A 19,420-nucleotide genomic window follows, 5' to 3' on the forward strand; every position below is an offset into this window, starting at 1 on the left:
CCTCAATCTGAAACCTGAGCTTAGACGATGGTTTTCGGGCGGGACATCAGGTCGTTCAGCATCCCGCGCAGCCTCTCCACTTCGCGCACGTTGACTCTTTCTGATGTTGTGAGGGTGTCGATCTGCTTACGCATGACCGCTGCTTCGGCGCCGCGCTGCCTTAGATATCCTGAGAATTCGTCTTTCTTTGCCTGCGCTTCAGCCAGCATCGCGACCAGGCCGAAGATGTCCGCCCTCGCTTTACGCAGTTGGAGGTTCAGTTCCTGGACCTCGTTCTCCAGTAGGCGGGCATGCTGTTTATGCATTTCGAGAGGCGTGGGGATGCCAAGCCACTCGCAGGTGTCTTCATCGATGTTCATGGGGCGTACTTCCGAATGCTGTATGCGCGTACAGTATTCGAGATTTGGACAAGCGAAAGGCCTGAGGCGACGAACTGCAGGTTTACCCGACGATCAGTCGGGCGCCATGAGGACGGCCAGGGTCAGCTTGATGAACTCTTCATTCTCGTCGATGGTGTGCAGGGCGCCGCGGATGTTCTCCGCTACATCGGCTGAGCCGCGCTGCTCAACCCAGTTCGATAGCTCCATGATGGAGGCTTCGAGGGCCAACTGGTTTTCGTACAACTTGGAGAGCAGGGAAGGGAGCAGGTCTGAGTTGGGCATCGGCGTTCCTCTGGTGAAGTGAACAGCTTAGCAGTCGGCGTTCTTTGGGTGGTTTGTGTTCGATCGGCAGGACGCCGGGGAGGGGTTAATTCCTTTCCGCAAAAAAATGCCGGCCCTTGAATTTGCTGGGCTGTAGAGGGTCATTTTTATCTCTGATGCGGAAAGGAATTGCTTCTATGTCTATGTATTTAAAGGATTAGTTTTCGGACTTAAAATCCCCCGCTCGTAAGGGCGTGCCGGTTCGATTCCGGCTTCGGGCACCATCTAAAACCAAGGGTTTGCGGGCGAAAGCTGATGCAAGCCCTTGTTTGTTTCCGGTCGGTAATAAAACAACTGGCCCGCAAATCACTTCGTTGGTGAGACTTTCTTGCCTTTGCGGTTGCGGATGTACTGCTCGGTCATCACGACGGTGGTATGGGGCGGAAAAAGTGCTGGTTCCTGATCCAGGCAACCAGCTCATCCTTCGTCATTTCATCGAGAACATCTTTAGCCACCGAGTTTTTCATGCGTGCATACCTCGCCCGCCGCTCACCGGGAGGCATGTAGGTGTATGGCCCGGTGTCGCCGTCGAACGGCTCGACGATGTGGATAGCGACGCCCAAGCGCTTGGTAGCTGTAGGCGATTGGCCTGGGCTTGTAACCGATCGGCGCCGCTTCTTCGATCTGGCCGCCGCTGGCCAGGAACTGGGCGATCTGGGCTGCCAGTTCAGCCGAGGCCGGGCACCGAATTGATATCTAATTGCCATCATTCCGATACAATCGCGCCCGGCTGAGCATCAGCTATGCCAATGAAGGCGCAACGGAGTGATGGTATGAAGATGGGGAAGGTGGCGGGAGCCACACTACTTGCAGCAATGACGTTCCTGGGCGGCTGCGCGAGTATCGTGAGCGATAGCAAGCCAAAGGTTGGGCTGTACAGCCTGCCTACAAATGCCAACTATGTAATCAAAGACAGCAAGGGCAGCGTGCTACTGAAGGGGGTTACGCCCGGCACGGCACTTTTGGAGACGAGCCGAGGCTACTTTCAAAGCCAAAGCTATACAGTCACCTTCCAAAAGGACGGTTACACCGAGACGACAGTTCCCCTGAAATCTACAGTGAGCGGCTGGTATTGGGGGAACCTGCTGATTGGCGGTTTGATCGGTATGCTGATCGTAGATCCGCTGACAGGCGCCATGTACACATTGCCAGAAGACGCGACAGGAAACCTTTCTGCTGTTGCATTACCTCAAGCCTCGCTGCTACCAATGCCTAGCGCTCCACAGTAAATACGATCTCAAAAAAAGCCCGCACATAGTCGGGCTTCTTGGTCTTAGATAAGGCACCTGAGAGGAGAGCGCTATACCCTTAGGCCCAGCCTCTCACACTTCATTCTAGCCATGGTGTTGTTTCGCGCAGGATTGGTAGTTTGTCGCTAGTTTTCGCCGCGAGGCAGGAACATTCATAGCACTTGTCTGTCATAGCCCCCGTAGATACTTTCGCATTGACCACCACGCAGACGGCATACCCGAATCTGCGCCCGAGGAAGCCGGCATAGGCTTGTATCGGTTCGCTCAAGTAACGTTACTTATTTGCCTCTTGATCTGGCTGGTTCTGTGCCAGGTTTGCCTGGATCGTTTCTTTATAATCGAATGGATAAAGGCCGAATAGCATGAGTGATTGAGGGAACGGCAGTGTTGATCATCAAGGGCTTAATCAGAATGGAGCGGTTATGACACGAGCATGGAAGATTTCAGCATTTCTCTGGTTGGGGCTCCTCAGCTCCTGCACGATGACAGGGCCAAAATTCACGCCACTTGAAAACGTGGATTCTCAATATGGTGTTCTCTATGTCTACCGGCCCAGTAATTACGATATGGGCCTAATGACCGCCTTGATTTCTTTGGACGGAAAGCAGATAGCATCTCTAGAGAACGGCGGTTATGTAGCCGTGCCTGTTGCGCCAGGTGAGCACACGATCACCCAGAAATGGAAGGCCGGAATCTTGGGCAATTCCGATCTTGAGGGCGGTACCACGACCACTGCCGTCGATGTTAAACGCTCAGATGCCTCCTACGTTAGCCTCACATCCAATAGCACGAGAGTGCAGGCAAAACGATTCAATGCCGTCGCTGTTGACCTGCAGTGGCAGCTCAATAAAGTGTCTGCAGATCAGGCATTGCCCGAGATTTCTCAATGTAGAAAGGTTGAGGCGATCTAGCCCGACGGCGGGCGATATCTAGGTAAGCGGATGGGCCCGCACTTTGGCGGGCGACTAATGTGTAACGGAATTCGATTATCGGTTTCTACACCTTAGTCAGCGAGCCTTCAAGGCGGTACAGCTCGAGGGTGGGGGTTGTGTAGAAAGAGAGCGAAGTCTCGGCCGCAAAGTCGTCGATGTGAACTACGGTCGAACCATCAGCTTCTTGCCAGGTGATCACGAAAGCAGTTGGTGAGATAGCCTTCCATTCGTAGTTGACCTTTCCTTTAGCGCCCTTGAGATCGCCGCCGATGATTTCATAGCTGAGACTTTGGCCATCCTCAGCATAAATGTTGAGCGCGGTTAAACCGTTGTAACGCACTTCAAACGTTTTGCCGGCGAATGGAGGTTTGGTTGCTGAAGTCGACATGAGGCAGGATCTTCCAGAGATTGGTGATCGCGCATCATGGGCCTGCCCAGTGCTCTCTAAACAGGGAGGTAAACACAAAACATATTTGACCTAAAGAGACGAATTCAAGGGCTTTCGATATCCTCTAACGACGCGCCTATTCGGTCTTGCTTCGTGTTAGTAATCCTGCGTTGACCTCATGCGCACTGAATCGCCGCTGATTTTCTCTGTTGCAGATGCACCGCCCGGTCATCGCAACAGTACTGCGCTGCCTCAACCTCAGTTCTTCGCCCGGCTCAATAGAAATTCGTACCGACGCTTCTCGATAAAGATCGAATAACCTAATCCTCCGTCGCCGCTCGGCTGAAGAATGCTGTGGGTCTTGGATTTATGGAAAGGGTGGCTGTAAAGAGAGGGAAGGTCTGAATAGGCATAGCTTTCAAAATGCAGTTCGTCGCCTACCCAATGCACCTCGTTGTACAGAAAGTGCCAGTTTTTGCTGGAGGCCATGTAGAGGTAGGCACTGCCGTTGGGACCCATGATGACTTCTACCTCTAGCTCGCCTTTGTCATTTGCCCACTTGCCAATATATCGCTCCATACCGGAGTGGGCAGGTATCCCGGGATCCGCTACAAAGTCACTGGCCTTGAAAGGGGTTTTGCGCGCAGCTTCAGCGGCGGCGTTTGGATAAAGGGCACACAGCGGTGCGACGTTACTGACTTTCACGTAGTTGAAGGTCAGGCTCGTATCCGAAACATCCATGCTCAGCGTCATGGTCTGCGGGTCGAATGCCAGGACCTTCAGGTCGAAGTTGTCTGAAGGTGATTTGAGATGGATGACCTTTCCATCGTCGGACACCTTGAAGTCGCTCACTTCTTTTTCCTGGTGCTTCCCGGGTTCAGCGCAGTTGAATGGATGCAATGTGGCTTTGGCATCTGCGCTGTATTCGACCACGTTGGCAATTCCGTTGCGCAGAGGAACCATGGCCCAGATGCCAACTACGTTATCTTGAGTCGCCAGCGCGTGCGTCGAAGGCTTGGCGCCATGGTTGGCACACCCGGTCATCATCAAGGTGGCCAGGGAAATTGTCAGAACGTTGATCCGCATCGGGCTTATCCATAAGAGTGTTCGCATTGATCCATCTGTCGCGGTTGGCGACCTTCTGGCAGGCATGCATCATAAGGGATCGTTACGCTACGGTGCAGACCCAGAGGTGATTCTGCCGATAGGGCGCGCGGGTGAAGTGAACATCTGAAACCAGATGCATGCCTCGCTCTTGCAGGGCTTCGGTCAGTTGTACGAGTGTCTCTGCCTGGATAGTCATTGCTGTTACCTCGTCAGATTTACTGCGTTCATAATTCTTGACCGGCCGGGCAACTGGCTAATTCAAATTTTCTACAACGTTGATTGACGTGTGATTGCTTCAGTTCTTTTGCTCCCGCTCCCAGGATAAGCGCGACCTGAAAATATGCGGGCAGTGGTGCTCATTCACCCGAGGTGACCTACAGTGAGACATCGCGCCGGAATGACATGAGGAGATCCTATGTCCACTTTCAAGCTGACTTCGCGCATCTTCAGTACGCCCCGTCACACAACGCATTATCTGGAATCGGGACCTGCCGATGGGGCATTGATGATGTTCCTGCATGGCTGGCCCGAACTCGGTTTGATCTGGCGTGCACAGATGGAAGCGTTCGCTGCCCAAGGCTGGCACTGCGTCGCACCCGACATGCGCGGCTATGGCGGCTCTTCGGCGCCGGCCGCGATCAATGCGTACACGATTGAAAACATCGTGGCAGACATGACGGAGCTGCATGACCATCTCGGTGGAACGCCCGCCATCTGGGTGGGCCACGATTGGGGCAGCGTCGTGGCCGGTGAACTGGTCGCCCATGAACCTTGGCGCAGCCGCGGCGTTGTGCTGGTTTCGGTTCCGTACTTTCCTTCCACGAACGCGCTGGCGACGCTCATACCGCTGGTTGACCGAGGGATTTACCCGGTCGACCAGTATCCAGACGGCCAATGGGACTATTACCGCTACTACAACACGCATTTTGCGTCCGCCGTGGCTGATCTTGACGCGGACAAAGCAGCATCGCTGGCGTCGATTTATCGAAGAGGCGACCCTGCAAGCATCGCCAGGGTCGCCTCCAATGCCGAAGTGACCCGCAAAGGCGGGCGGTTTGGCGAAGCGCACCGAGCTCCCCCGACCCCACCAGACTCGGCGCTCTGGCCCGAGAAGGACTTCGCGGCACTGGTGCGCACGTTCGAGGAGCATGGTTTCCGCACGCCCTGCGCGTGGTATCTGAACGACGATGCCAACATCGAATACGCCCATCGCGCACCCAATGGCGGCCGCCTGTCCATGCCCGTCCTGTTTGTGAACGGTGATTACGACCCGATGAATACCATCAACGGCAATCAGTTGGGCGATCCAATGCGCGCGGCCTGCGCAGACCTCACAGTGACGAGCCTGCCTGGCGGGCATTGGCTGCCGGTGGAGTGCAAGACCGAACTCGTCGCGGCCATAAGTCGCTGGCTGATGCTCGCGAAATTCGTGCCCCATCAGTAAGCCCGGATCACACCTTGGGATGGGTGAGTCGGGTACCGGCACGCGTGCCGATAGTCTGCGTCGTGGCTTGTGATCAACTGCGTTTTGGCTTCTTTCTTGACCGGGTTTGCCGTGATGAGATCTCGATCCACGTCGGCGCATGATCACTGGCATGCTCTTCACCCCGTACCCATGCATCTACGCCGACGTTTTTCAGGTACGGCGCGAGTACCGGGTTGAGCAGCAGATGGTCGATGCGCAGCCCGGAATTCTTCTGCCAATGCTGACGGAAATAATCCCAAAACGTGTACACCCGCTCTTCCGGGTACAGCTGCCTCAGCGAGTCGATCCAGCCCTGGGAAAGCAGCCTTTGAAAGCACTCACGGCTTTCTGGCTGGAGGAGGGCATCCTTGAGCCATGAGCGGGTGTTGTAGATGTCCAGGTCGGTGGGCACCACGTTGTAGTCACCGGCCAGGACCACGGGATGTTCGCTGGCCTGCAGTGTTGCAGCGTGGGAGATCAGGTGTTCGAACCACGCGAGCTTGTAATCAAATTTTGGCCCGGGTTGAGGGTTGCCGTTGGGCAGGTACAGGCATCCGACAATCACGCCATGGACAGCCGCTTCCAGGTATCGAGACTGCGAGTCGTCCTTGGCTCCCGGCAGGCCCTTATGGATCAAAAGGGGTTCGGAATCCCGCGCGAGGATTGCCACTCCGTTCCAGGATGCCTGGCCATGGTGCAATGAGCCATAGCCCGCCGCCTCAAGTTCTCCAGCGGGGAACGCGTTGTCTTGCGCCTTCAGTTCCTGCAGGCAGACGATGTCCGGGCGCTCCTTTTCCAGCCACTGCAGAAGGTTGGGCAGTCGCGTCTTTATGCCGTTGACATTGAATGTCGCGATCTTGAGGTTCTGCATGGCGTCGGTCCTTCAATGTGCCGGGTGCGCCGGGTGTTCGGCCACCGTGGGGGTAGGGGGACTACCCTTGCTCATTTGGCGATGTCCCCTATACCGGTGTAGTCGCAAAGCCTCTTTTCGACTACAGCAAGCCTGCTTTTGCTCACTGACATTACGACCGGAACCTGTTTTTGAAACGACCATTGGTGTCATTTTCCGGTTGTGCCCCAGACTGGTTCAACGCTCACTGATCCTGCAGAAGCACTTCGCGGCAGACCGAGAGGGGGCAGGTTGTTCAGGCGGGCTGTCGGAACGTATGATCGCAGCGAGCGCCCTTTTCCGGGCGCTGAGACTCACCCTTTGAAGGACATGAGCATGGAAAAGCACTTCGGTAATTCAGGCCTGTTCAAGGCTGCTTCGTATCACTGCATCACGCTCCTGGGCAGCGGCATTGCTCGCTGGGAGCTGAAAAATATTGCGTTGAATACGAAGGAGTTTTTGATATGTCCAAAGAACTACTCGGAGTTTCTGCTCTAGGGTTGATGGTGGTGGGGGAGTTTTGTGCAATCTACAGCGAGGTGGTAACCGCCAGGCTTGCCCAGACAGGGCATGGTTCATGGGAGGCGTTCGTCCTTCCCGTTGTGCTGATGTGTTTTGCCGGGCTTTGCCTGTTGGGTGCGTATTGGCTGGGTTACGTGGCGGTCGGTGATATCTGGGTCGTCACCGTGGTCTCAGTCACCTCCCTGTTGCTGCTTGAGCCCGTGGTGGTCTGGGCGCTGTTCCATGAAGCACCAGGGCGTGGCGCACTCATCGGGTTTGTCCTCGGCGCCTTGGGCATGCTTGCTACTGTATTGCTTTGACTCCGCCCTCTGGCCCGGCAATCAAACGCCGGGCCAGCTCGCCTCAAATGGTCACAGCTTCATCTTGAAGCCTGTGTGGGTTGGCAAGAACCCCAGGGACTCATAAAACCTATGAGCATCTGGCCGCGTACGATCACAGGTAAGCTGGATCAGTTGGCAGTGGCGCTGACGTGCTTGCTCAAACGACCATTCGAAGAATTGCCGGCCCAATCCGCTCCCACGCATTCGCTCGTGCACGCGGACGGCTTCGATTTGAGCTCGCCATGCGCCCCGATGAGAAATATTCGGAATGAAAGAAAGTTGGAGAGTACCGACCACCTCTTCATCAGCCACAGCGACGGCAAGAAACTGGTTCGGGTCTGCGTCGATGGCCTCAAACGCTCGTGTGTAGGAACTCTGAAGCGGAAGACTGCTATCTTCTCGAACAGCCCCCAGGGAGTCATTTGCCAGCAGCAAAACAATGAAAGGCAAGTCGTCGATACTGGCGCGTCGTATGGTCAGATTCGTCACAACGGTTTCCTGAGGTGCGGTGGTATAGAGGAACCCCGCCGATGGGGGCATTCGCATCCAAACATAACATTCATCCACGGAGCAACGAGCCCATGTCAAATACCGCTGGCATGTTCATCCGTCAGTTCTTTCACGGCACCCGGGCCGACCTGGAGCCCGGCGATCTGATCCGCGTCGGCTACCCGTCCAACTTTACAGAAGGTAAAGCACTGTCCTGGGTTTACTTTGCGGGCACGCTGGATGCCGCCATCTGGGGGGCTGAGCTGGCGCTCGGCAGTGGGCGGGAAGGGATTTATGTTGTGGAGCCAACGGGGGCAATCATGGATGACCCCAACGTGACGGATAAGAAGTTTCCCGGCAATCCCACGCTTTCCTATCGCTCCACTGACCCTTTGCGCGTCGTGGCGGAGGTCACGAAATGGCACGGGCATCCGCCTGAACGGTTGCAGCAGATGAAGGACAACCTCGCGCGCTTGAAGGCCGAGGGGCGCGATGTGATCATCGACTGATATCATCGGGAACAAGCCGGCGTCACCCGATCGCCAAGTGGCTTTCCTTAACTGTTCCAGCAGGTGCTCCCATGCAGAATTCCCCTCCTGAAGGCCTACCTACCTATCGGATCCTGACAGGCAAGGACGATGCCTCCTTCTGTCACCGGGTCTCTGAAGCGCTCGCGCTGGGTTACCAGCTTTACGGCTCGCCAGCGGCAACCTTCAATGGCGAGTACGTGGTGGTGGCACAGGCTGTCGTTTGGAACGCCGATAACAACACTACTGTCAGGAACTGACGCGGGCTTGAATTAAGGTGAGTTCTCTCACTCCTGTCAGGTCAAATGATGAAATTCTCGTCTGTTCGTCTCGTTACCAACCACTTTGAACGGCTCGTTCAGTTCTATCACAACCTCTCGACTGTCGAGCCAAGGCACCTGGCTGACGGGTTCGCTGAAATTCACCTCGACGGCGTCGTCCTGGCCATAGCCGATGAGCGCCTGGTCCGCCTTCACAACGATGGACTGGCAGTCGCCGCCAGCAACCGTTCGGCGATCCTGGAGTTTCAAGTGGACGATGTGGAGGCCGTCCTGCTGCGTATCGGTCGGGCTGACGTGGTGATGCCGGTGACGGTCATGCCATGGGGCAACACTTCGGTATTGCTGCGTGATCCGGATGGAAGCCTGGTCAACGTCTTTTCGAGACCTTGCCGCTGAATTGGTCCGCTGTTGTCGCCAGGTTCGGTAGGGTCGATAACGGGTTAAAGTAATCAGCTTAAGCGCCGATCAATTAACATCGATACCGGAATTGGATATTTGACATGATCACGAACGTCAGCAGTCTCGCTTCAGTACCCGCCAACCCAAGTCCGGCCAGCGTCAGCGATAGCTCCAAGACCGAAGACTCTGGAACCCTGAGTCTCAACCCGGACACGGGTGCCAAAAGTGCGCCCGCTGCAGGTGGCGGCCAGGCGGCATCCACGTCGCAGGAGTCCGACACCGTCAAGGCGCTGAAAAAGCAGATTGCGGAGTTGCAAAAGCAGCTTCAAGAGCAGCAGCAAAACATGCAAAAGGCCCAGGCCAGCAATCAAAGCGCAGACGCCAAAGCGGCCGCCGTGGCTGCCGCCCAGGCGCAGATTGCCGCAACGGCAGCTGCATTGCAGTCTGCGTCTTCGGCGTTGTTGCAGGCACTGACTTCCGACGGTGGAAGCGGTACCGGCTCCATCGTCAGTACCACCGCCTGAGAGGCAGATTTGGTTTTCCACAAGAAGCATTCGTGTACCCACGGGCCATTCTGTTCGACCTGGATAACACGCTGACGCACCGAGCCTTGATTAGCCTCACCTTGCACACCAAACGTCAACGGAACTGCGTTTATGAAATACAGCTGGATCGCACTTGTCTTACTGCTTTGTGCCTGCACGAGCGGCCCCACCCGGGAACAACTGGCAGAACAACGCTTATGGGAATACCAGTTGCTGACTCACCTCAATCACTTCAAGTCGTACCCCGAAGAAGCTCGCCTGCAAGGATTGACCGGCCTGGTCAGGGTTGAATTCGTGGTCGACGCCAAAGGCAACCTGATACGCCACAGAGTCATCAGCCATACAGGTTCGGATCTGTTCGTCAGCGCCGTGGAGAGATTCGTTCCGGCGGCGTCGCCAGTGCCTGCGCCTCCACCCTCAATGCTGCTCAAAGGCGAAATTCAAGTGGTAGCCCCGTTTGTATTCTGCCTGGAGGGCGTGGCCTGCGCCGGCTCACCGCCACGCCGGCTGTAGCTGATCTGCGGATAAATTCCGGGCAAAGAAAAGCCCGCGATGGGGAGCGCGGGCTTAAAGGTTTTCACCAGGAGCTGAGATGACCATAGGCGCCCGACTGTGAAAGGGTTGTGAAAGGGCGCCAGCGCTGCACTCAACTCAGTAGGCGCCCGCGGCCGCTTTTGCGCCGCTGACGATGGCGATCCCGGAGCTGCTGCCCAGGCGCGTAGCACCGGCTTCGATCATCGCCTGGGCCGTCGCCAGGTCGCGCACGCCGCCCGACGCTTTCACGCCTATCTGCGCCCCCACCACGCCGCGCATCAGGCGCACATCCGCCAATGTCGCGCCGCCATGGCCGAAACCGGTGGAGGTCTTGACGAACGCCACGTTCAGCTCGCGGCACAGGCTGCAGGCATGGGTTTTCTGCTGGTCATCCAGCAGGCCGGTCTCGAGGATGACTTTCAGCGGCACCGCGCCGCAGGCCGCCAGCACCTGGGCAATATCGTCGCGTACCTGGTCCAGCAGGCCATCCTTCAGCCAGCCGATGTTCAGCACCATGTCGATCTCGCCTGCACCGGCCTCGATCGCAAGCTTTGCCTCATAAGCCTTGGCCGCACTCAAGCCCGCACCCAGGGGGAAGCCGACGACGGCACAGACCAATGGCGCGGCGTCGCGCAGGCATTCGGCGGCCAGCGGCACGTTGGCGCTGTTGACGCACACGGACTTGAAGCCATGCTCGCGGGCCTCGGCGCACAGTTGGCGAATGCTCGCCTGGGAAGCATCGGCGGCCAGCAGGGTGTGGTCGATATAGGCCGCGAGCGGCAACGGATCAGTCGGCATGGCAAGTGTCCTGTAAGGATGAGGTGCTGGGAAAAGGCGGTTTGTGTTAAGTTGGATGCATTAAATGTTAAATAAATAACATTGTAAATGGAATTTGTGACTGCCCTGATCAAGGGCTCGCATTCAACGAGGGTTGGAACGCAGTGGATTCAAAGAAAAGCGAAAGATTTCGGGCCATGCACAAGGCCTTGCAGGGCGAGTCGGCGATTCACTTGCGTGACATGGCCGCATTGCTGGGCGTATCGGAAATGACCCTGCGCCGCGACCTGGCAGACAGCCCCCAGGGCCTGCGCCTGTTGGGCGGGCACGTAACCCGCAGCGGGCCGCCGGAGCCCGATTACCAGGTCGCCGAACAGGACCAGCGCCACGTCGCCGAGAAGCGTCAGATCGGCGTGCTGGCCGCCAGCCTGGTGCGCCCCGGCGACACGGTGTTTATCGATTGCGGCACCACCACGCCGTTCATTATCGAGGCGTTGCCGGATGACCTGGAGTTCACCGCGCTGTGCAATTCCCTCAACGTATTGCTCAAGCTCCAGCAAAAGCCCCACTGCACCATCATCCTCTGCGGTGGCACTTTTCACCGGCGCAACATGGTCTTCGAGAGCCATGCCGAGGCGGGCATCCTGGATGGCATCCGTGTGGCGTGGGCGTTCATTTCCGCGGCCGGCGTCAGCGCCGCCCACGGTGTGACCTGCTACAACCTCAACGAAGTGGAGGTCAAGCGCCGGGTCATGGCGCGGGCGCAGACCTGCGTGCTGGTGGCCGACCACAGCAAGTTCGACGAAGTACGTGCGGCACACTTCGCCGAGCTGTCGGACTTCCAGCGGGTGATCAGCGACCCCGGGCTCGAGGCGACACAGCAGCAGGTGATCAGGGACAGTGGGGCGATCCTGCTGATCTGACTCAAACAGCGTTGTGATTTTTATTTCATTTGTTTGGAATTTAACAAATTGGCCTTGACACTCTCGGGAGCAAGGCATAGTTTTTCAAATGTGATCGCGGTTCACATTTGTGAGCACGGCCTCCCTGAAGGCCGTGCCCGAATCCTGACAACAATAAAAATAGGAATCACCATGCTCCAGATAGCCCGTAAACCTGTTCATGTGCTGGCCCTTGCACTGGCTGTCGCGGCCTCGGCGCTGGCGCTGAACGCCCAGGCCAAGGATCTGAAGATCGGTTTCAGCCAGGTCACCCTGCAATCTCCCTTCTACGTACAACTGCGCGACGGCGCCAAGGCTGCAGCGGCCAAGGGCGGCGACGAGCTGATCTTCCTCGACGCCAACGGCGATATCAGCAAGCAGAACAACGATATCCAGGACCTGCTGACCCGTAAGGTCGACATCCTCATCATCAATGCCGTGAATCCCGACGCCGTGGGCGCGGCCCTCGACGCCGCCAAACGCGCCAAGGTGCCGGTGATTGCCGTCGACCGCGCAATCAATGCCCCGGTCGCCACCACCATTGGCCGTAACAATGCCGAGATGGGCGAGCTGTCCGGCAAGGCGCTGCTCGCCGCGCTCAAGCAGCGCGGTGTGACCAAGGGCAAGATCATCGAGATCCAGGGCGACGCCGGCGGAACGGTGATGAAAGAACGCCGCAAGGGTTTCCACACCGCTTTGGCCGGCACCGACTTCAAGATCATCGACGGCCCCTACAGCGAGTACATGCGCGCCAACGCAGTCACGGCAATGCAGGATTTGCTGCAAGCGCACCCGGACCTCAAGGCGGTGATCGCGCATAACGACGACATGGCCATGGGCGCGCTGCAAGTGCTCACCGAAAGCGGCAAGAAAGACGTCCTCGTGGCCGGGATCGACGGCTTGTCCGAGGCCTTGAATGCCATCCAGAGCGGCGATCAATACGTGGCCACCGCCCTCAACGACCCACGCTACCTGGGCGAGGTCGCCATCGAGGCGGCGCGGGCCCTGGCGGCCGGCAAGTCGGTGCCGAACTTTGTCGACGCCGGCACCCAGGTGGTGACCAAGGCCAACGTGGCCGAGGTCAAGCATGACTCTACCTTCGGCGAATACCGCCCCGGCGCGCTCTGACGGATCTGCGCCGCCACGCTATGGATTTTTGCGGGCACCTCTTGCGGGAGGTGCCTGGTCGAACGCACTCGTCACTCAACAGAGGAATTCACTGTGAAAGCTGCCGTCATGTACCAACCGGGCGATATCCGGGTCGAAGATGTTCCAAAACCTGCGGTCAAGGCCGGCCACGCGCTGGTTCGGGTCGCCGCCTGCGGCGTGTGCGGCTCGGATATCCCGCGCATGCTGAGCAAGGGCGCCCATGTGATGCCGCTGATTTGCGGCCATGAATTCGCAGGCTTTATCGAAGAGATCGGCAGCGGTGTCGACGGCTACGCCATCGGCGAACTGGTGACTGTGCCGCCGATGATCCCGGACGTCAGCAGCGACCAATATGCCCGTGGCTTTCCGTCCCGCTCGGAGCGCTACGATTACTTCGGCAGCCGGCGCGACGGCGCGTATGCCGAGTACGTCAATGTGCCCCTGAGCAACCTGATCAAGGTGCCCCAAGGCATGGACCCGATTGCCGCGTCCCTGGTGGACCCGGCGGCGATTGCCCTGCATGCGATCTGGAAAGCCGACTTCAAGGCCGGGCAGAGCGGGGCAGTGGTAGGTTGCGGGCCGATCGGCCTGTTTGCGATCCAGTGGCTGCGGATCATGGGGGCCAAGGACATCGTCGCCATCGACATCGCCGAAGAGAAACTCGCCATGGCCCGCGAAGCCGGCGCCACCCACACCCTGCTCAGCGGCGCGGCGGATGCCGAGTTGCCCCGTTGCCAACTGGTGATTGAAGCGGCAGGCCATCCCAGCTCGATCAACCAGGCCGTGCAACTGACCAAGGCTGGCGGGCATGTGGTGTTTATCGGCATTCCCACCAGTGACGTGGCCCTCAGCACTGCGACGTTCTCGCACTTCCTGCGCCAGGAAATCTCCCTGCACGGCGCCTGGAACTCGTTCTCGGCACCGTTCCCGGGCGATGAGTGGACGGCCTCCATCGACAAGCTGGCTTCCGGTGAATTGCAGTGGCAGTTCATGATTACCCACGACTTGCCGCTGGATGAATTGCCGGCGATGTTCAAGCGCTATGCCGATCGCAGCGAAGTCGCGGCCAAGGTAATTTTCCGTCCCTGAGCCGCGTCAGCTGTGTGTCGCCAAGCCCGACGAGGCTGTGCGTTGCCGGGCTTAAAACAAAAAGCGTTGTTACAAGACGCAGGAGAACTACCGATGACCTTGTTGTTGGGACTGGATTTCGGAACAGGTGGGGTGCGGGCTGGTTTGTATGACCTGCACAGCCACAAACTGGTACACGTCGCCGAGGCGCCGTATGCCACGCAATACCCGCAGTTGGGTTGGGCCGAGCAGGCGCCGGCGGACTGGTGGTCGGCGCTGGGCAAGGCCTGCCGGCAGTTGATGGCCCAGGCCGGGCACCCGCAGGTGGCGGCGGTGTGCGTCGCCACCACAGCCTCCACCGTGGTGGTTGCCCAGGCGGACGGCCAACCCCTGGCCCCGGCGTTGTTATGGATGGATTGCCGCGCCGCTGCCGAGTCGGCGCGCACGGCCCACGTCAGCCACCCGATGATGAACCAGGGCGGTGACGCGGTGGAATGGCTGGTGCCCAAGGCCATGTGGCTGGCCGAGCACGAGCCTCAGGTTTACCAGCGCGCCGAGCGTATTTGCGAGGCCGTGGACTGGATCAACTTTCAGTTGACCGGGCGCTGGGTCGCCTCCCAATTGAATGCCAGTTGCAAGTGGAATTACGACACCCTGCAGCAGCGTTTTCCGGTGGAATTGTACGCTGAACTGGGCGTGCCTGAACTGGCGCAAAAACTCCCTCAGGAAGTGATCAAGGTCGGTGGCCGGATCGGCCCTTTGAGCGCCGATGCCGCCAATCATCTGGGCCTGAGCCGCGACACGCTGGTGGCCCAGGGCGGAATCGACGCCCACATGGCAATGCTCAGTGCCGGCACCACTGGCGCCGGCGAGCTGTTGTTTATCGGCGGTACCTCGGTGGTGCAACTGATGCACACCCCGCAACGCATCGACGTACCGGGCATCTGGGGCCCATACCCCGGCGCCTTGCTCGACGGCCAATGGTTGATGGAAGGCGGGCAAGTCTCCGCCGGTTCGATCCTCAACTGGCTGGCGCAAAAGATGTTCGGCCTCGACGATGCCGGGCACCAGCGCCTGATCCGCCAGGCCGCAGAGCTGCAGCCCGGCTCCACCGGCTTGCTGGTGCTCGATTACTGGATGGGCAACCGCACACCGTACCGCTCGCCGGACATGCGCGGGGCGATCATGGGCCTGTCGCTTAACCATGACCGGCATGACCTGTACCGCGCCTCGGTGGAAGCGATTGCCCTGGGCTCGGCGAACATCTTTCACACCTGGCGCTCCGAGGGCATCGAGATCACCCGGGTGGTCGCCGCCGGTGGTTTCCAGAAGAACCCGTTATGGTTGCAGGCCACGGTGGATGCCACCGGTGTGCCGTTCGAAATGGTGCCCCACGATAACCTCACCCTGATCGGCACTGCCGCCGCTGCCGCCTGCGCCCTTGGCGAGTTCGGCACCTTGCAGGAAGCCGCTACCGACTTCACCACCATCGGCCGGCTGATCGAGCCCGACCCTTACGCCCACGAGCAATACATCGAGCTGTTGGGCCGCTACCGCGCCGCCACCGACAGCGTTGCGCCCATCAGTTGCAAGCCACCGGCGAACCGCACGCTCGGCGTAAGGCCGGCAGCATGAGCGCCCATCCTGAAGAAACGTTTGCCACGCGGTTGTCGGCCGATTCCCAGCGTGATGACTTGATGGTCCAGGTGGCCAAGCTGTATTACGACCTGGAAAAGACCCAAAGCGATATCTCCCGGGAGACCGGCCTGACCCGCTGGCAAGTCAGCCGCTTGCTGCGCGAGGCGCGGGATTGCGGGGTGGTGCGCATCGATATCGTCGCCCGCTCGGCGCGCTTGCCGCAGCTGGAAGTGGCTTTGCAACGGCGTTTCGGCCTGCGTGAAGCATTGGTGCTGGATGTGGAAGATGCCGACACCGCGCTGAACGTGGTGACCCAGGCCGCCGCCCGTTACCTGTGCAACTTGCAGCCGATGCCGGCGCTGATCGGCGTGTCGTGGGGCCGCACCCTGACCAAAATGGCCCAGTGGCTGGTGCCGCGCTGGAACGAGGGGGTCAACGTGGTGCTGCTGAACGGCGCGATCAATACCCGTTCGATGGGCGAGTCCAGCCATAACGTCGCCGAGCGCTTCGCCCAGGCTGCCCGTGGCCAGGCCACGTTGCTGCCGGTGCCGGCGATTCTCGGGCATGCGCATACCCGCGAGGCGCTGGAGCAGGACCCGGTGATCGCCCAGGTATTGCGCCTCGGGCAACAGGCGCCGGTGGCGTGTTTCAGCCTGGGGGAGTTGTCTGACCATTCGGTGTTGATGGAGTCGGGTTACATCGACCGGCCATTGCTCGAAGAGCTGGAACGCCTGGGCGCGGTCGGCGACATCATGGGCCGCTTTATCGGCATGGACGGTGAACCGGTGATGCCCGAACTCGACGCCCGCACCCTGGGCCTGCCGTTGGCCGCCTTGCGCGACAAGGCCTGGTCCATTGCCGTGTGCGTCGGCGCGCAGAAGCACCGCATCGTCCACGCCAGCGTCAAGGCCGGCTACGTCAATGTGCTGGCCACCGACGCGGCCACCGCCCGCTATTTGCTGGAGCAGGATCATGAGTGAGTTGGCCCTGGATATCCGTCATGTCAGCAAGCGTTTTCCGCCCAATGTGGTGGCGCTGACCGATGCCTCCCTCGACGTTCGGCCCGGTGAGGTGCATTGCCTGCTGGGTGCCAATGGCGCGGGCAAAAGTACCCTGTTGAAAATCGTCGCCGGCGCCCATCGCCCGGATGGCGGCGAGATGTCGGTGGCGGGCCGGCGGGTGGAACTGAAGAATCCGCAACAGGCGCGCCAGGCCGGGATCGCGATGATCTATCAGGAGCTCGACCTGATCCCGCAGATGACCGTCGAAGAGAACCTGATGCTCGGCTATGCGCCCCAGCGCTTCGGGATTATTTCCCGGGGCAAGCGCAGTGCGTTGGCCAAGGCCGCACTGTTGCGGGTCGGGGCCAACTTCTCGAGTTCCGACCGGGTGGGCAGCCTGTCGATTGCCAACCAGCAATTGGCGGCCATCGCCCGGGCACTGACCTGTGAGGCCCGGCTGGTGGTGATGGATGAGCCTTCGGCGGCGCTGAACGAGACCGAACTCAAGCGGGTGTTCCAGGTGATTCGCGAGATCACTGCGGCGGGTGTGGCGGTGCTGTATGTCAGCCACCGCTTGAATGAAATTCGCGAGATCGGCGACCGGGTCACGGTGCTGCGTGCCGGGCGAACCCTGCAAACCCACGAGCTGGCGCAGATCGACGACCAGGCGCTGATCGCCGCCGTGGTCGGCGAGCACCGCGACCTGCTGGAACGCAGCCCGCGTCAGGCGCCGCGGGACAACCTGGCGCTGAATATTCGCCGGCTGCAAGGCGAGCAGGGCCTGGACGTGCAGGGGCTGGAAGTGCGCCAGGGCGAAATTGTCGGGCTTGCCGGGCTTAACGGGGCAGGGCGCAGCACGTTGCTCAAAGCCTTGTTTGGCGTGGGGCGCAACGACAGCGATGTTGAACTGTTTGGCCAGCCTTATCAGCCGCAAACCTCGCGCCAGGCGATCCGCCAGGGCGTCGGGTTGGTGCCGGAAAACCGCAAGACCGAAGGCCTGCTGCTGGATGCGCCGATCTACCGCAATGCCTGCCTGGTGCACACCCGGCACTTGAACTGGTTTTCCCATCGCCAGGCCAAGGACCGCGCCGGCCCGGTGCTGCAGCGCTTGCAGACCAAGCTCGACAACCTTGAGCAACCGGTACGCCAGCTCTCCGGCGGCAATCAACAGAAGGTGGTCATGGCCAAGTGGGTGATCGACGGCGCGCGCCTGTTGCTGCTGGACGAGCCCAGTCGTGGCCTGGATGTCGGCGCCAAGGCCGACCTCTATGCCCTGGCCCGCAGCCTGGCGCAGGAAGGGGCGGCGGTGCTGGTCGCCAGCAGCGAGCTGGACGAGTTGTACGTCAATTGCGACCGCATCTGGGTGATGCATGAGGGGCGCAACGCGCTGTGTTTCGACCCCTTGACTGCCAGTCGCGACCAGATCGACCAGGCCATCCTTATCGGTAGAACGAGTGTAGAACCATGACTATTGCAAGCAACCCAAGCCCGGTTTTCGATAAGCCCGTCACCCTCACCAGCCGCCGTCGCAGTGCGGTGCTGGAGTGGGTGATGCGCTACAACTTTGTGTTCATTTTTCTGTTTGCGGTGGTGGTGGCGACGTTCCTGTCGGACGACTTCCTGACCTTCGGCAACATCGCCAACCTGTTCCAGCAGGGGGCGATTGTCGGGATCATCGCCATCGGCATGACCTTCGTTATCCTTACGGCCAATATCGACCTGTCGGTGGGCAGCCTGTGTGCCTTCGGCGGGATCCTGGTGGCGGTGCTCCTGCAGCAGCAGGTCAGCGGCTGGCTGGCGGTGCCGGCCACGTTGCTGGTGGGACTGGCCATCGGCACCTTGATGGGCAGCCTCACGGTGTTTGGCAAGGTGCCGAGTTTTATCATCACCCTGGCCGGGCTGGTGTCGCTGCGCGGGGCCACCTTCCTGGCATCCGACGGTGCGCCGATTGGCGGATTGCCGGCCAGCTTCACCTCGTTCGGCTCGGCCATGATCGACATCTGGCCCAGCGCTGGCATTGCGTTTCCGGTGCTGGGGCTGATCTTTATCCTGATCACCGTCATCGCCTGGCTGGTGCTGCGCTACACGGTGTTTGGCGAGTATGTGCTGGCCACCGGCGGCAACCTGGAGGCTGCGCGGCTGTCCGGCGTGCCGGTGCGGGCGGTGACGATTGCGGTGTTCGCCATCTGCGGCGGCCTGGCAGCATTCGCCGGCTTGTTGATGACCTCACGCCTGCACGTCGGCCAACCGACCGCTGCCCAGGGCCTGGAACTGGATGCAATTGCCGCCGTGGTGTTGGGTGGCACCAGCCTGTTCGGCGGGCGCGGCAGCGTGGTAGGCACGGCGGTGGCGGTGATGCTGCTGCAGGTGTTGCGCAATATCTTCAACCTGCTGGGGCTGGGCTCGTTCTACCAGATGGCGATCACTGGGGTGATCATCGTGCTGGCGATTTTGCTCAACCGCTTGATCGACCATTACGCCGGGCGCACCTGAGGAC

The 19,420-nt window shown here is 59.6% G+C and carries 26 protein-coding genes; 17 read left to right on the top strand and 9 right to left on the bottom strand.

Annotated features, from left to right (window positions below; translation table 11 throughout):
- Window positions 1-20: 20 nt before the first annotated feature.
- The 3 genes from HX815_RS11565 to HX815_RS31895 all read right to left on the bottom strand — a co-directional run bounded on the left by HX815_RS11565 (window position 21) and on the right by HX815_RS31895 (window position 1,397).
- A complete protein-coding gene (locus HX815_RS11565; RefSeq protein WP_177028272.1) occupies window positions 21-359 on the bottom strand; it encodes a hypothetical protein in 339 nt (112 codons plus the stop codon).
- Window positions 360-452: 93 nt separating this feature from the next.
- On the bottom strand, window positions 453-662 hold the full coding sequence (locus HX815_RS11570) for a hypothetical protein (protein WP_134326553.1): 210 nt from the start codon (window positions 660-662) through the stop codon (window positions 453-455).
- Between the two features lie 528 nt (window positions 663-1,190).
- Window positions 1,191-1,397 carry a hypothetical protein gene (locus HX815_RS31895; protein ID WP_371135992.1) on the bottom strand — a complete coding sequence of 69 codons (207 nt, stop codon included), beginning with the start codon at window positions 1,395-1,397 and terminating at the stop codon, window positions 1,191-1,193.
- A gap of 77 nt (window positions 1,398-1,474) precedes the next feature.
- Between HX815_RS31895 and HX815_RS11575 the strand changes: the two genes are divergently transcribed.
- A complete protein-coding gene (locus HX815_RS11575; RefSeq protein WP_003207714.1) occupies window positions 1,475-1,930 on the top strand; it encodes a hypothetical protein in 456 nt (151 codons plus the stop codon).
- Window positions 1,931-2,373: 443 nt separating this feature from the next.
- On the top strand, window positions 2,374-2,862 hold the full coding sequence (locus tag HX815_RS11580) for a DUF2846 domain-containing protein (protein WP_177028273.1): 489 nt from the start codon (window positions 2,374-2,376) through the stop codon (window positions 2,860-2,862).
- An 85-nt stretch (window positions 2,863-2,947) separates the two neighbouring features.
- Here HX815_RS11580 and HX815_RS11585 read toward each other — a convergent pair whose 3' ends face one another.
- From HX815_RS11585 to HX815_RS31620, 3 genes are all read right to left on the bottom strand, one after another.
- A complete protein-coding gene (locus tag HX815_RS11585) occupies window positions 2,948-3,271 on the bottom strand; it encodes an adenylate cyclase (RefSeq protein ID WP_177028274.1) in 324 nt (107 codons plus the stop codon).
- A 258-nt stretch (window positions 3,272-3,529) separates the two neighbouring features.
- On the bottom strand, window positions 3,530-4,357 hold the full coding sequence (locus tag HX815_RS11590; protein WP_177028275.1) for a hypothetical protein: 828 nt from the start codon (window positions 4,355-4,357) through the stop codon (window positions 3,530-3,532).
- A gap of 82 nt (window positions 4,358-4,439) precedes the next feature.
- The gene (locus HX815_RS31620; RefSeq protein ID WP_023658805.1) at window positions 4,440-4,574 is read right to left on the bottom strand and encodes a hypothetical protein; all 135 of its coding nucleotides are present in this window, start codon (window positions 4,572-4,574) and stop codon (window positions 4,440-4,442) included.
- Between the two features lie 219 nt (window positions 4,575-4,793).
- Between HX815_RS31620 and HX815_RS11595 the strand changes: the two genes are divergently transcribed.
- Entirely contained in the window at window positions 4,794-5,822 is a 1,029-nt protein-coding gene (locus tag HX815_RS11595; RefSeq protein ID WP_177028276.1) for an alpha/beta fold hydrolase, read from the top strand.
- 73 nt (window positions 5,823-5,895) lie between these two features.
- Here the strand turns inward: HX815_RS11595 and xth are convergent, their stop codons facing one another.
- On the bottom strand, window positions 5,896-6,714 hold the full coding sequence (gene xth, locus HX815_RS11600) for an exodeoxyribonuclease III (protein WP_003207724.1): 819 nt from the start codon (window positions 6,712-6,714) through the stop codon (window positions 5,896-5,898).
- A gap of 354 nt (window positions 6,715-7,068) precedes the next feature.
- Between xth and HX815_RS11605 the strand changes: the two genes are divergently transcribed.
- Both HX815_RS11605 and HX815_RS11610 read left to right on the top strand, forming a co-directional pair.
- Window positions 7,069-7,230 carry a hypothetical protein gene (locus HX815_RS11605; RefSeq protein ID WP_023658806.1) on the top strand — a complete coding sequence of 54 codons (162 nt, stop codon included), beginning with the start codon at window positions 7,069-7,071 and terminating at the stop codon, window positions 7,228-7,230.
- Window positions 7,231-7,235: 5 nt separating this feature from the next.
- Window positions 7,236-7,553 (top strand): hypothetical protein, encoded by a 318-nt coding sequence (locus tag HX815_RS11610; protein WP_032899360.1) that lies wholly within the window; start codon window positions 7,236-7,238, stop codon window positions 7,551-7,553.
- A gap of 51 nt (window positions 7,554-7,604) precedes the next feature.
- Here the strand turns inward: HX815_RS11610 and HX815_RS11615 are convergent, their stop codons facing one another.
- Window positions 7,605-8,063 (bottom strand): GNAT family N-acetyltransferase, encoded by a 459-nt coding sequence (locus tag HX815_RS11615; protein WP_003207728.1) that lies wholly within the window; start codon window positions 8,061-8,063, stop codon window positions 7,605-7,607.
- A 92-nt stretch (window positions 8,064-8,155) separates the two neighbouring features.
- Between HX815_RS11615 and arr the strand changes: the two genes are divergently transcribed.
- The 5 genes from arr to HX815_RS11640 all read left to right on the top strand — a co-directional run bounded on the left by arr (window position 8,156) and on the right by HX815_RS11640 (window position 10,328).
- The gene (gene arr / locus HX815_RS11620) at window positions 8,156-8,572 is read left to right on the top strand and encodes an NAD(+)--rifampin ADP-ribosyltransferase (RefSeq protein WP_177028277.1); all 417 of its coding nucleotides are present in this window, start codon (window positions 8,156-8,158) and stop codon (window positions 8,570-8,572) included.
- A 71-nt stretch (window positions 8,573-8,643) separates the two neighbouring features.
- Complete coding sequence (locus tag HX815_RS11625) at window positions 8,644-8,850, top strand: DUF1737 domain-containing protein (RefSeq protein ID WP_008435062.1); 207 nt, start codon at window positions 8,644-8,646, stop codon at window positions 8,848-8,850.
- Window positions 8,851-8,898: 48 nt separating this feature from the next.
- Window positions 8,899-9,267: a VOC family protein gene (locus HX815_RS11630; RefSeq protein WP_008435061.1), complete on the top strand. Its 369-nt coding sequence runs from the start codon at window positions 8,899-8,901 to the stop codon at window positions 9,265-9,267.
- Between the two features lie 104 nt (window positions 9,268-9,371).
- A complete protein-coding gene (locus HX815_RS11635) occupies window positions 9,372-9,794 on the top strand; it encodes a hypothetical protein (protein WP_003207738.1) in 423 nt (140 codons plus the stop codon).
- Between the two features lie 132 nt (window positions 9,795-9,926).
- Window positions 9,927-10,328, top strand: a complete 402-nt coding sequence (locus HX815_RS11640) for a TonB family protein (RefSeq protein ID WP_177028278.1) — start codon at window positions 9,927-9,929, stop codon at window positions 10,326-10,328.
- Between the two features lie 138 nt (window positions 10,329-10,466).
- On the opposite strand, the gene deoC is transcribed toward HX815_RS11640, so the two are convergent.
- Window positions 10,467-11,147, bottom strand: a complete 681-nt coding sequence (deoC, locus tag HX815_RS11645) for a deoxyribose-phosphate aldolase (RefSeq protein WP_003207741.1) — start codon at window positions 11,145-11,147, stop codon at window positions 10,467-10,469.
- A gap of 143 nt (window positions 11,148-11,290) precedes the next feature.
- Here deoC and deoR point away from each other — a divergent pair, with 143 nt between their 5' ends.
- The 7 genes from deoR to HX815_RS11680 all read left to right on the top strand — a co-directional run bounded on the left by deoR (window position 11,291) and on the right by HX815_RS11680 (window position 19,416).
- Entirely contained in the window at window positions 11,291-12,049 is a 759-nt protein-coding gene (gene deoR / locus HX815_RS11650; RefSeq protein WP_177028279.1) for a DNA-binding transcriptional repressor DeoR, read from the top strand.
- A gap of 171 nt (window positions 12,050-12,220) precedes the next feature.
- Entirely contained in the window at window positions 12,221-13,195 is a 975-nt protein-coding gene (locus HX815_RS11655) for a substrate-binding domain-containing protein (protein ID WP_003207745.1), read from the top strand.
- Between the two features lie 93 nt (window positions 13,196-13,288).
- The gene (locus HX815_RS11660; protein WP_256579610.1) at window positions 13,289-14,305 is read left to right on the top strand and encodes a galactitol-1-phosphate 5-dehydrogenase; all 1,017 of its coding nucleotides are present in this window, start codon (window positions 13,289-13,291) and stop codon (window positions 14,303-14,305) included.
- Window positions 14,306-14,398: 93 nt separating this feature from the next.
- On the top strand, window positions 14,399-15,919 hold the full coding sequence (locus HX815_RS11665) for a ribulokinase (RefSeq protein ID WP_087693921.1): 1,521 nt from the start codon (window positions 14,399-14,401) through the stop codon (window positions 15,917-15,919).
- Window positions 15,916-16,902 (top strand): sugar-binding transcriptional regulator, encoded by a 987-nt coding sequence (locus HX815_RS11670; protein WP_003207750.1) that lies wholly within the window; start codon window positions 15,916-15,918, stop codon window positions 16,900-16,902. Before HX815_RS11665 ends, HX815_RS11670 begins: the two co-directional genes overlap by 4 nt.
- Window positions 16,895-18,391: a sugar ABC transporter ATP-binding protein gene (locus tag HX815_RS11675; protein WP_003207752.1), complete on the top strand. Its 1,497-nt coding sequence runs from the start codon at window positions 16,895-16,897 to the stop codon at window positions 18,389-18,391. Before HX815_RS11670 ends, HX815_RS11675 begins: the two co-directional genes overlap by 8 nt.
- Window positions 18,388-19,416, top strand: a complete 1,029-nt coding sequence (locus HX815_RS11680) for an ABC transporter permease (protein ID WP_003207754.1) — start codon at window positions 18,388-18,390, stop codon at window positions 19,414-19,416. The genes HX815_RS11675 and HX815_RS11680 overlap by 4 nt, the downstream gene beginning before the upstream one ends.
- Window positions 19,417-19,420: the final 4 nt, after the last annotated feature.

The sequence above is a fragment of the Pseudomonas sp. E6002 genome, assembly GCF_013385565.1.
GTDB lineage: Bacteria > Pseudomonadota > Gammaproteobacteria > Pseudomonadales > Pseudomonadaceae > Aquipseudomonas.

Bases quoted from the DNA above. Each gene is read 5' to 3' on its own strand.
- arr (WP_177028277.1), top strand. From the start codon at position 8,156: ATGTCAAATACCGCTGGCATGTTCATCCGTCAGTTCTTTCACGGCACC.
- HX815_RS11640 (WP_177028278.1), top strand. From the start codon at position 9,927: ATGAAATACAGCTGGATCGCACTTGTCTTACTGCTTTGTGCCTGCACG.
- HX815_RS11570 (WP_134326553.1), bottom strand. From the start codon at position 662: ATGCCCAACTCAGACCTGCTCCCTTCCCTGCTCTCCAAGTTGTACGAA.
- HX815_RS11675 (WP_003207752.1), top strand. From the start codon at position 16,895: ATGAGTGAGTTGGCCCTGGATATCCGTCATGTCAGCAAGCGTTTTCCG.
- HX815_RS11590 (WP_177028275.1), bottom strand. From the start codon at position 4,357: ATGCGGATCAACGTTCTGACAATTTCCCTGGCCACCTTGATGATGACC.
- xth (WP_003207724.1), bottom strand. From the start codon at position 6,714: ATGCAGAACCTCAAGATCGCGACATTCAATGTCAACGGCATAAAGACG.
- HX815_RS11665 (WP_087693921.1), top strand. From the start codon at position 14,399: ATGACCTTGTTGTTGGGACTGGATTTCGGAACAGGTGGGGTGCGGGCT.
- HX815_RS11610 (WP_032899360.1), top strand. From the start codon at position 7,236: ATGGTGGTGGGGGAGTTTTGTGCAATCTACAGCGAGGTGGTAACCGCC.
- HX815_RS11630 (WP_008435061.1), top strand. From the start codon at position 8,899: ATGAAATTCTCGTCTGTTCGTCTCGTTACCAACCACTTTGAACGGCTC.
- HX815_RS11575 (WP_003207714.1), top strand. From the start codon at position 1,475: ATGAAGATGGGGAAGGTGGCGGGAGCCACACTACTTGCAGCAATGACG.
- HX815_RS11680 (WP_003207754.1), top strand. From the start codon at position 18,388: ATGACTATTGCAAGCAACCCAAGCCCGGTTTTCGATAAGCCCGTCACC.
- HX815_RS11585 (WP_177028274.1), bottom strand. From the start codon at position 3,271: ATGTCGACTTCAGCAACCAAACCTCCATTCGCCGGCAAAACGTTTGAA.
- HX815_RS11595 (WP_177028276.1), top strand. From the start codon at position 4,794: ATGTCCACTTTCAAGCTGACTTCGCGCATCTTCAGTACGCCCCGTCAC.
- HX815_RS11580 (WP_177028273.1), top strand. From the start codon at position 2,374: ATGACACGAGCATGGAAGATTTCAGCATTTCTCTGGTTGGGGCTCCTC.
- HX815_RS11565 (WP_177028272.1), bottom strand. From the start codon at position 359: ATGAACATCGATGAAGACACCTGCGAGTGGCTTGGCATCCCCACGCCT.
- HX815_RS11635 (WP_003207738.1), top strand. From the start codon at position 9,372: ATGATCACGAACGTCAGCAGTCTCGCTTCAGTACCCGCCAACCCAAGT.
- deoC (WP_003207741.1), bottom strand. From the start codon at position 11,147: ATGCCGACTGATCCGTTGCCGCTCGCGGCCTATATCGACCACACCCTG.
- HX815_RS11655 (WP_003207745.1), top strand. From the start codon at position 12,221: ATGCTCCAGATAGCCCGTAAACCTGTTCATGTGCTGGCCCTTGCACTG.
- HX815_RS11625 (WP_008435062.1), top strand. From the start codon at position 8,644: ATGCAGAATTCCCCTCCTGAAGGCCTACCTACCTATCGGATCCTGACA.
- HX815_RS31620 (WP_023658805.1), bottom strand. From the start codon at position 4,574: ATGACTATCCAGGCAGAGACACTCGTACAACTGACCGAAGCCCTGCAA.
- HX815_RS11605 (WP_023658806.1), top strand. From the start codon at position 7,069: ATGGAAAAGCACTTCGGTAATTCAGGCCTGTTCAAGGCTGCTTCGTAT.
- HX815_RS11670 (WP_003207750.1), top strand. From the start codon at position 15,916: ATGAGCGCCCATCCTGAAGAAACGTTTGCCACGCGGTTGTCGGCCGAT.